The organism is Methylobacterium sp. C33D, from assembly GCF_053345825.1.
Genome location: NZ_JBKFAV010000080.1, coordinates 1 through 7625, shown reverse-complemented (window position 1 = coordinate 7625; position 7625 = coordinate 1). Strand labels below are relative to the sequence as shown.

Here is a 7625-nt window from a genome sequence, read left to right as displayed (position 1 = left end):
GCACGGCGGTGTCGCAGGCCTCCGGGCTGTCGTCGGGCTGGAACGGCGGGGTGTCGGGCTTTGCCGGCTACGCGCTGGCGACCGGCCTGCCGGTAGAGCTCGTGCCGGAGGTGGGCTTCAGCTACGATCGGCTGACGCGGGGCCGGGTGTCCGAGCGGGGCGGTCTGGTCAACCAGGGCTTCGGCGGCCAGGGCTTCGCGGTGGCCGACCTCGACGCGGCGCGCAGCCTGGTCGGCGGGCGCGTGACGAGTTGGGCGCTGGCGGGCATTCCGGACCTGCGGCTGGAGGGCCGGGCGTACTGGGCGCACGAGCTGGCCGACACGGCGGCGCTGGTCCGCTCCGACCTGTTCGGGGCGGCGTTCGCGAGCCGGACGAGCGCGCTGGGCCGGGACGGCGCGGTGCTGGGGGTGAGCCTGACCGGCGCGGTCGCCGAGGGCGTGCAGCTGTCGGTGGCCTATACCGGCGAGCTGCGCCCGAACGCCACCGCGCAGGTCGTCTCCGCCGGCCTCCAGGCCGCCTGGTGAGGACCGGGGCCGCCCCTCGCGCGACGGCGCCGTGCTCCGGAGGCGCGCATGCGCGGGACGGAGGGCCGGAATGAGCCACCGACCGAGGCCGGGCGGGCGTCGCGCCGGCCCGGCCTCTTCCGGCGACGGCTCGACGGTCTCGAAGCCGTCGAGCTGCTGGTCCAGAGCGGCCGTCTGATCTGGTGGCTCCTGAGAGGCTTGTGGCTGGCCGCCGGCGCGATCGTGCGCCTGTTCGGCGACCGCTGAGGGCCCGGCCGCGGCCCGCGCGGATCCCGGCTCCGCGCGGTAGGCCTGCGACGATGTTTCACGGGAAACATCGTCGCGTCGCCGGATCTCAGGCGACTGGTCGGGCCTCTCAGCCGAACAGCGCGCGCGCCACGATTCGCGGGTCGATCGGCTTCTGGCAGAGGGCCACGGCGCCGTGGAGCGACGGCACGGCGACCGGGTCGTAACCGGTCGCGAACAGGAACGGCACGCCGCGGGCGTGCAGCGCGTCGGCCACGGGGTAGACGAGCTCGTCCTGCAGGTTGATGTCGAGGACCGCGGCGTCGATCTCGGCGGTGCCGGCGATCAGCGCCAGCGCCTCGCCGACGCTGGCGACCGGGCCCAGGACCTGGGCGCCGCCCTCCTCGAAGCCGGATTTGAGATCGACGGCGATGAAGTAGTCGTCCTCGACCAGCAGGACCCGCCTGCCGGCCAGCGCGCGCGGTTTCGAGGTCATGCGGGGTTGCCTGCGGCTTCTCCCTCGGGAAGGGGGATGTTGATCGAGCAATGTAGCGCCGTGGCGCCGAGTTCGTAGCTGGTCGTCGCCTTCAGGGCATAGGGCAGGGCGTGCACGATCAGTTCCCGCCCGTAGCCGCCCCGCGGCGGCGCGTCCGCGAGTTCCGGCCCGCGGACGAGGCCTTCCTCCACCCATTCCACCAGCAGCCGGCCGCCGCCGTCATCCGCCCTGTAGGTCCGCCACGTCACGCTCAGGCGCCCGTGCGCGGTGGTCAGCGCGCCGTATTTCAGCGCGTTGGTGGCGAGTTCGTGCAGGGCCAGCGCGAAGGTCTGGACCGTCGCCTTGCGCAGCCGCACCACGGGCCCGTGGAGCCGGATGCGCCCCTGCATGGCCGGGGCATCGAGGGCGGCGAGCTCCGTCTCGATCAGGGACCGGAGCGTGATCGGTTCCTGGTCGGAGCGGGACAGGAGTCCCTGGACCCGGGAGAGGGCGGACAGGCGGTCGTTGAACCGCTCCCGGAACGTCTCGCCGGGCCCGGTCTGGGCCATCGTCTGCTTGGCGATGGAGCGCACGACGCCGAGCAGGTTGCGGGTCCGGTGCTGCAGCTCGGCGACCATGACCTGCTGCCGCTCCTGGAGCTGGCGCAGATCGTCGATGTCGGTCGAGGTGCCGAGCCACTCGACGATCCGGCCCTGCGCGTCGCGGACCGGCGCGGCCCGGGTCTGGAACCAGCAGAAGCGGTCCTCGGCCGCGTTGCGGAGCCGGTGCTCGAAGGAGAGCTGGCCTCTCACGGGCGCCTCGCGCCACGCGGCCTCGGCGACCGCCACATCGTCCGGATGGACCGCCTCCAGCCAGCCCCAGCCCAGGCTCGTCGCGTCGGTCTGCCCGGTATAGGCGTGCCATTGCGGGCTCGACCAGATGCAGGCCCCGTCGATCGCGGCGCGCCAGACGAGTTGCGGGATGCCCTGGGCGAGGGTGCGGAACAGCTCCTCGCTCGCGCGCAGGCGGCGCTCGGCCAGCACCCGCTCGGTGCTCTCGACCACGATGGCGATGACGCCGGCGGGGCGCCCGTCTTCCCCGAAGACCGGCGAATAATCGAGATTCATCCAGACCGGCTCGGGTCGGCCGTAGCGGTGCAGGGTGAGCTCTTGGTCCTTGTACGACAGCGTCCCGCCGGCCAGGCCGACGCGCATGACATTGTCGTTGAAGTCGGCGACCTCCGGCCAGCCCTCGCGCACCTTGGAGCCGAGGAGCTTGGGATGGCGCCCGCCCGCGAAGCCCGAATAGGCGTCGTTGTAGATCATGATGCCGTCCTCGCCCCAGAGCAGCACGATCGGCACCGGCGATTGCAGCAGCGTGCTGACCGCGAAGACCAGGCTCTGCGGCCAGCCGGCGATGGGACCCAGCGGCGTCTCCGCCCAGTCGTAGGTCCGGACGAGGTCGGCGAGTTCGCTGCAGCCGGCCGAGAAGATGCAGGCCTCGCCCATGCGGTGACCGACTCGTGAGGCTCCAGCTCGGGCGAGCGCAGCGCGGATGGCGGAAGCCCGGTCCGCGACCGGCCGGGCCGGCCCGGCGGGCGGGTCATGCCGAGGCTACTACACCGGCCCGGTGCCTGATAGGGGCGCCGGCGGCGCGGTCCGCCCCCCGGTCCCCGGCCGATCCCCGCCGGCGCCCGAGGCGCCGCGATGACCGTCCGCGGCCCCGGACGACACGATCCGACACGCGCATCGACCATCGCCGCCGCCCTGCCGACCGGGACCGCGGCCGCCCTCCTGGTCGGCCCCGCCCTCGCTGTGCCCGCCGGGCTGCCGACCCCGGTGGCCGCCCAGCACCGCCGCCCGCGGCGCAGCGCCCGGATGCCCGCCGGCAGCCGGTTCAACACCGTCACGCGCGGCGCGATCGGCGGCGGCAGCGGCGACGACGCCGCCACCGGAAGCACGGCGGCCCCGAGCGGGTGCTAGGCGCGCGCCGGCCGGGCCGCCCTAGCCGCGACCCGCCGGCCCCGGGAAGCGCCGGGCGAACCAGTCGCGCAGCATCTGCCGCTCGTAGTAGAGGCCGCCGGTCGAGAAGCGCGGGTGGGACGTCAGCAGGAAATTGATGTCCGTCACCGTATCCGCGCCCCGCGCGACGGTGCGGCCACCGCGACGCAGGCTGTAGGCGAGGCGGATCCGCGGCGGCGTGGCGTCCGTCACGACCCGCAGGCCCGTCGGGGTGGCGAAGCCGGGCCGGTCGAAGCCGGCGAGATCGACGTCGAGCACGGTGATGTCGAGGCGCTCGTCCGGCCGCAGCCGCGCCGTGCCGAGATCCGTGAAGATCCGGGTCAGCTCGGCCAGGGTGACCCGGAGCGGCTGCCCGGAGCCGAAGCGGTTCTCGGCATCGGTGAACCGGTCCGGCGCGGCGTAGCGCACATTCACCGGGGCCTGCGCCTGAACCGGGGCCGGCGCGGTCACCGCGAGCGCGGCCGCGACCGCGAAGGTGGCCGATCCGCCAGCGAGACGCGCGCGCATACCGAACTCCGCTCCGCCCGACCGGGGCAGTCCTGCCCGGTGGAACCGCCCGGACGGAGCCCGGTATCCCGCCCCCCCGCGCGAATGTCCCGGCGAACATCCGCGCGGACCTCCGGCTGCGACCGAATGGCGCCCACCCGTTCATAGTCTCGCCGCGATCCGGGCGCCTCGTAGCGCAACCGGCCCGAGGGGCGAGCCGGTCATGGGAGTCCGACGCGCATGATGAACTCTGTTCTCGCGCTGCTCACCGTCGTGGCGGTGCTAATTGTCACGGCGCTGATCAAGCTGCCGCTCCTGCCGTTCCGTCTGGTGGGCCGTCTTCTGCGGAGCCGCCCGGCGACGGCCTGACCGCGCCGCTCAGGCGGCCGCGTCGATGATGAACTCCATCCCGCGACCCGGCCCCTGATCGGAATAATCGACGAGCGCCAGGCCACGCTCGGCCAGGGTCGCCTCGACGGTCTCGCGCTCGCGGCGCACCATCTGACCCACCGCCAGCGGGGTCAGGCGGGGACTCGCGCGCCGCAAGCGGTCGACGCCGATACTCGCCGGCATGCCCGCCTCCTCGGCGATCCGGGCCAGGGCCAGACCCAGGTCGCGCGCCTTGGTCTCGGCGGCGGATTTCGGCTTGAACGCCATCAGCTCCTCCTTCTGCGCGGCCGCCCGTCTCAGGCGGCCTGCCTGTCCACGCTCACATCCGGAAAAGCCCGGATCCAGACCCGGCGCCCCTTGGCGTCGTAGACCTCGACCTGCCAGCCCGACCAATCGAACCGCTCCACCACCCGCTCCATCAGCGCGAGCGCGACCCGCTCGGCATGGGCGCGCACCTGCGCCGCGTTGGGAAACCGGCTGCCGCGCAGGTCGGTCACCAGCTCGTGGCCGTCCGTGCAGTGGAAACGGTAAAGCCGCGTCGGCATTGAGCTTCCCTCGATCAATCCACAGCACTCCACCGCGATCCGGGAACGGGACGCATCGGCGGTTGAACCCACCGCGTCGATACGCTTTGTTCGCGATATGTTCTATACGGATTCGGACAGCGATGCACCTTGATCCCGAGACGGCGCCTGCGGAGATTCGTCTCAGGGAGGCCGAGACGATCGCCGTCGCCTATCACCGGGCGGCGAAGGGCGACGCGTGGACCGCGCTCGTCGCCGCCATCGCGGATGCGCTGGTTGATCTCGATGCGCTGGAGCGGCGCCTGGCCCGGCAGGGCGGGCTGATATCCCTGGGCTATGCCCGCGGCCGCACCGAGGCGGTCGGAGTCCGGGGCCAGAACCGGGCCGGCCCGGGGGATTGAGCGCGTTGGGCGCGTTGGGCGCGTTGAGCGCGTTGAGCGCGTTGAGCGCGCGCGGCGGTCCGGGCCGCCGGCCCTGTCGCCGCGCGGGCGGCGACACGCCTGTCGAGGATCAGTGGTCCGAGCCGCCGCGCCGCGCCATGGCGCCGGGCTGGCCCAGGCCGATCGCCTTGGCGAGGGCGGAGCGCTGCTCGGCGTAACCGGGGGCGACCATCGGGTAGTCGGTCGGCAGGCCGTAGCTGTCGCGGTAGCTGCGCGGATCCAGGCCGTGGCTGGCCAGGTGGCGCTTCAGCGTCTTGTAGAGCTTGCCGTCGATGAAGCTGACGATCCCGTCGTGCCGGACCGACTTGCGGATCTGGGCCGCGCTCGGCTTCTCGACCTCGGCCTGCGGAGCCGCGCCGGCCTGCGCCGCCTGGGTCCCGGCGACGAGCCCGCTGATCGCGCCGTGCACGCGCGCGATCAGAGCCGGCAATTCCGCGGCCGGAACCGGATTGTTCGACACGTAGGCGGCGACAAGCTCGGCGGTCATCGCGGCCAAGGTGTTGGATGTCTCATCGAAGGTCTCATTCATGATCGGACTTTCAGCGAGCGTTTTACGTTCCCACGGTTTGGGAGCGGCAAGGGTTTAAACAGCGTAAATATAGAACGAAGACTCGATGAATATCTCGGGATTTTCTCGCACCGCGCGGGGACCGCCGGGCGCCCGATCCGTCGCGCGACCGCGAAGACCGTCGAGGATCCTGGCGCGCGGGCGCGGGCGGTCCGGATGACCGCGCGACGGTCCGAACGGGTCCGACGAGCCTTGTCGGGCGAGACTCGCGCCCCCGGCACGGGCGCGTCGCCGCGGGCGGCGATCGGCGATGGACGGGGACGGGATCCGGCCGCGTCAGCCGGCCCCGTACCCGCCCTTCCGGTTGTCCGGCTGCGGCGCGGGCGGCCGGGTGTCGTAGCCGCCGCTCTCCGGCGGCGCGTCGGAGCCGGGATCCACGGGGCCCGGGGCGTGCGGACCGCTGCCGCCGGCCGCCGGGTCGGGCCGCGCCTCCGGGGCTGCCGGCCGGCCCGGCGGGACCGAGCCCAGGGCCTCCCGTGCGGCGTCGACATCCTGTCCCATCCATCCCTCCCGGCCCGCCCTGCGGTCTCTCGTGCAGGGCCAAGACCGGAGCTCGCCGCATGTTCCCCGCGCGGCCGGCGCGGTCGCCGGGACCGGCCGGCCCCGATCAGGACCGGCGCGCCCGACGATGCGTCACCGCGGCCTCATTTCCGCTCGCCGGTGGGATTGGGCGTCGCCGACGTGTCCGGCGCGACCGCCGGATTGACGGGCGTGACCTTCGACCACGTGGCGGCGATCGCCACGATGGCGAGCAGCAGGACGACGAAGATGCCGACGAGGGTGAGGCGCTTCATGTGGCGGGTCTGGGTCTTCCGTGCGGGGCCTTGAGCGCGGGGAACGGCCGGGACGGCCGATCGATCCCGCGACTCCGCGACCGCTACGCTCCCGCCGGGCGCATCCGCGCCAAGGCGGCTGCCGCGTGCCGGGCCAGCGCCTCGAGCCGGCGGACCGTCGCGTCGTCCGGGATGACCGAGGCGCACCAGTAGGCGCCGAGCGCGGCGACGGCCTCGGGGGAGCCGATCGGCACCATCACGAGGCTGCGCATCGAGGTCAGGCGGTAGAGGGCGACCGGCACCCGGGGATCGCACTCGATGTCCGGGACCACGATGGTCGCCGCGTCGAGCATCGCGCGCCCCGAGACGCACGCCGTCAGCGGGAACCTGCGGCCGCGCCACAGCGGCTCGATGGCGTCCTCGGCGGCGTAGAAGACGGCGTCGCCCTCGCGCAGAACCACGGCGATCCCGTCGGAGCCGGCGATCTCCCGCGCGGTCTCGCGCAGGATCGCGACCGTGTCCTCCAGGGAACGGGCGGTCGCCAGGCGGCGGGAGGCCCGGACCAGACCCGAGGCGGGATCCAGGGAGCGTTCATCCATGGGGAGGCGGCGCGCGAGCACTCCGATCGATCGGGCGACCGTCCCCGCGGTGTCGTCGCGCGACGTCGCCGTGCCGCGGGATCGACGGTCGCGCGAGCGTGACCGGCACCCGCGCGGGCGGCAACAACCTGGATCAAGCGTTTCACCGGCGGGCCCGGGCGCGCCGAGATCGCGCGACCGCGCGGAGATGAGCGGTCCCAGCATCCGCATATTGGTCGTCGCGGCGGAGCTCCTCGACAGAAGTCTCGAAATAGTTCCGGGCCCCTCGATCACGACGCCGCGATGATGTGCTCCAGCGCACCTTCCGGTTCACCGGCTCCGGACCCCCGCCGGCGCTGTTGCAACAATGCACTATCGCGCCCGCACATCCTGACGTCCTGTCCGCCCCGCACACATCCCGTCAAACGGGAGACAGAGGACCAGATGATCAAGAAGCTTCTGCTCGCGAGCGCCGCCACGGCTCTCCTGACCGGCGCCGCCTCGGCCGCCGACCTGCCGCGCCGCGCGGCCCCGCCGCCGGTGTTCACCCCCGTCCCGGTCTTCACCTGGACCGGCGCCTACTTCGGTATCAACGCCGGCTACGCCTTCGACGCCAGCGAC

General features: G+C 73.3%; 14 protein-coding genes and 1 pseudogene. 6 read left to right on the top strand and 9 right to left on the bottom strand.

Annotated features, from left to right (window positions below; all coding sequences use genetic code 11):
* Together ACLBXO_RS31220 and ACLBXO_RS31215 are read left to right on the top strand one after the other, a co-directional pair.
* On the top strand, positions 1–524 hold a 524-nt coding region (locus ACLBXO_RS31220; RefSeq protein WP_447687845.1), incomplete at its 5' end, for an autotransporter outer membrane beta-barrel domain-containing protein.
* A gap of 48 nt (positions 525–572) precedes the next feature.
* Entirely contained in the window at positions 573–770 is a 198-nt protein-coding gene (locus tag ACLBXO_RS31215) for a hypothetical protein (RefSeq protein ID WP_447687844.1), read from the top strand.
* A gap of 109 nt (positions 771–879) precedes the next feature.
* Here ACLBXO_RS31215 and ACLBXO_RS31210 read toward each other — a convergent pair whose 3' ends face one another.
* Positions 880–1245 carry a response regulator gene (locus ACLBXO_RS31210; protein ID WP_331316075.1) on the bottom strand — a complete coding sequence of 122 codons (366 nt, stop codon included), beginning with the start codon at positions 1243–1245 and terminating at the stop codon, positions 880–882.
* On the bottom strand, positions 1242–2732 hold the full coding sequence (locus tag ACLBXO_RS31205; RefSeq protein WP_447687843.1) for a sensor histidine kinase: 1491 nt from the start codon (positions 2730–2732) through the stop codon (positions 1242–1244). The genes ACLBXO_RS31210 and ACLBXO_RS31205 overlap by 4 nt, the downstream gene beginning before the upstream one ends.
* Before the next feature lie 198 nt (positions 2733–2930).
* On the opposite strand from ACLBXO_RS31205, the gene ACLBXO_RS31200 reads away from it, so the two are divergent.
* Positions 2931–3206, top strand: coding sequence for a hypothetical protein (locus tag ACLBXO_RS31200; protein ID WP_447687842.1), 276 nt, complete (start codon positions 2931–2933; stop codon positions 3204–3206).
* A gap of 21 nt (positions 3207–3227) precedes the next feature.
* Here the strand turns inward: ACLBXO_RS31200 and ACLBXO_RS31195 are convergent, their stop codons facing one another.
* Complete coding sequence (locus tag ACLBXO_RS31195) at positions 3228–3752, bottom strand: DUF3016 domain-containing protein (RefSeq protein ID WP_447687841.1); 525 nt, start codon at positions 3750–3752, stop codon at positions 3228–3230.
* 219 nt (positions 3753–3971) lie between these two features.
* Between ACLBXO_RS31195 and ACLBXO_RS31190 the strand changes: the two genes are divergently transcribed.
* Complete coding sequence (locus ACLBXO_RS31190; protein WP_331316081.1) at positions 3972–4100, top strand: hypothetical protein; 129 nt, start codon at positions 3972–3974, stop codon at positions 4098–4100.
* 9 nt (positions 4101–4109) lie between these two features.
* Here ACLBXO_RS31190 and ACLBXO_RS31185 read toward each other — a convergent pair whose 3' ends face one another.
* Both ACLBXO_RS31185 and ACLBXO_RS31180 read right to left on the bottom strand, forming a co-directional pair.
* Positions 4110–4388: an adenylosuccinate synthase gene (locus tag ACLBXO_RS31185; RefSeq protein ID WP_447687840.1), complete on the bottom strand. Its 279-nt coding sequence runs from the start codon at positions 4386–4388 to the stop codon at positions 4110–4112.
* 29 nt (positions 4389–4417) lie between these two features.
* Positions 4418–4666, bottom strand: a complete 249-nt coding sequence (locus ACLBXO_RS31180) for a DUF6894 family protein (protein WP_273560681.1) — start codon at positions 4664–4666, stop codon at positions 4418–4420.
* Between the two features lie 122 nt (positions 4667–4788).
* On the opposite strand from ACLBXO_RS31180, the gene ACLBXO_RS31175 reads away from it, so the two are divergent.
* Complete coding sequence (locus tag ACLBXO_RS31175) at positions 4789–5046, top strand: hypothetical protein (RefSeq protein WP_331316084.1); 258 nt, start codon at positions 4789–4791, stop codon at positions 5044–5046.
* A gap of 109 nt (positions 5047–5155) precedes the next feature.
* On the opposite strand, the gene ACLBXO_RS31170 is transcribed toward ACLBXO_RS31175, so the two are convergent.
* The 4 genes from ACLBXO_RS31170 to ACLBXO_RS31155 all read right to left on the bottom strand — a co-directional run bounded on the left by ACLBXO_RS31170 (position 5156) and on the right by ACLBXO_RS31155 (position 7025).
* Entirely contained in the window at positions 5156–5614 is a 459-nt protein-coding gene (locus tag ACLBXO_RS31170) for a MucR family transcriptional regulator (RefSeq protein WP_331316085.1), read from the bottom strand.
* Positions 5615–5929: 315 nt separating this feature from the next.
* On the bottom strand, positions 5930–6154 hold the full coding sequence (locus ACLBXO_RS31165; protein ID WP_447687839.1) for a hypothetical protein: 225 nt from the start codon (positions 6152–6154) through the stop codon (positions 5930–5932).
* 143 nt (positions 6155–6297) lie between these two features.
* The gene (locus ACLBXO_RS31160) at positions 6298–6447 is read right to left on the bottom strand and encodes a hypothetical protein (protein WP_331316087.1); all 150 of its coding nucleotides are present in this window, start codon (positions 6445–6447) and stop codon (positions 6298–6300) included.
* A gap of 83 nt (positions 6448–6530) precedes the next feature.
* Positions 6531–7025 carry a GAF domain-containing protein gene (locus ACLBXO_RS31155; protein ID WP_331316088.1) on the bottom strand — a complete coding sequence of 165 codons (495 nt, stop codon included), beginning with the start codon at positions 7023–7025 and terminating at the stop codon, positions 6531–6533.
* A gap of 423 nt (positions 7026–7448) precedes the next feature.
* Here ACLBXO_RS31155 and ACLBXO_RS31150 point away from each other — a divergent pair.
* Positions 7449–7625: pseudogene (locus tag ACLBXO_RS31150) on the top strand (porin family protein); the annotation flags it as partial.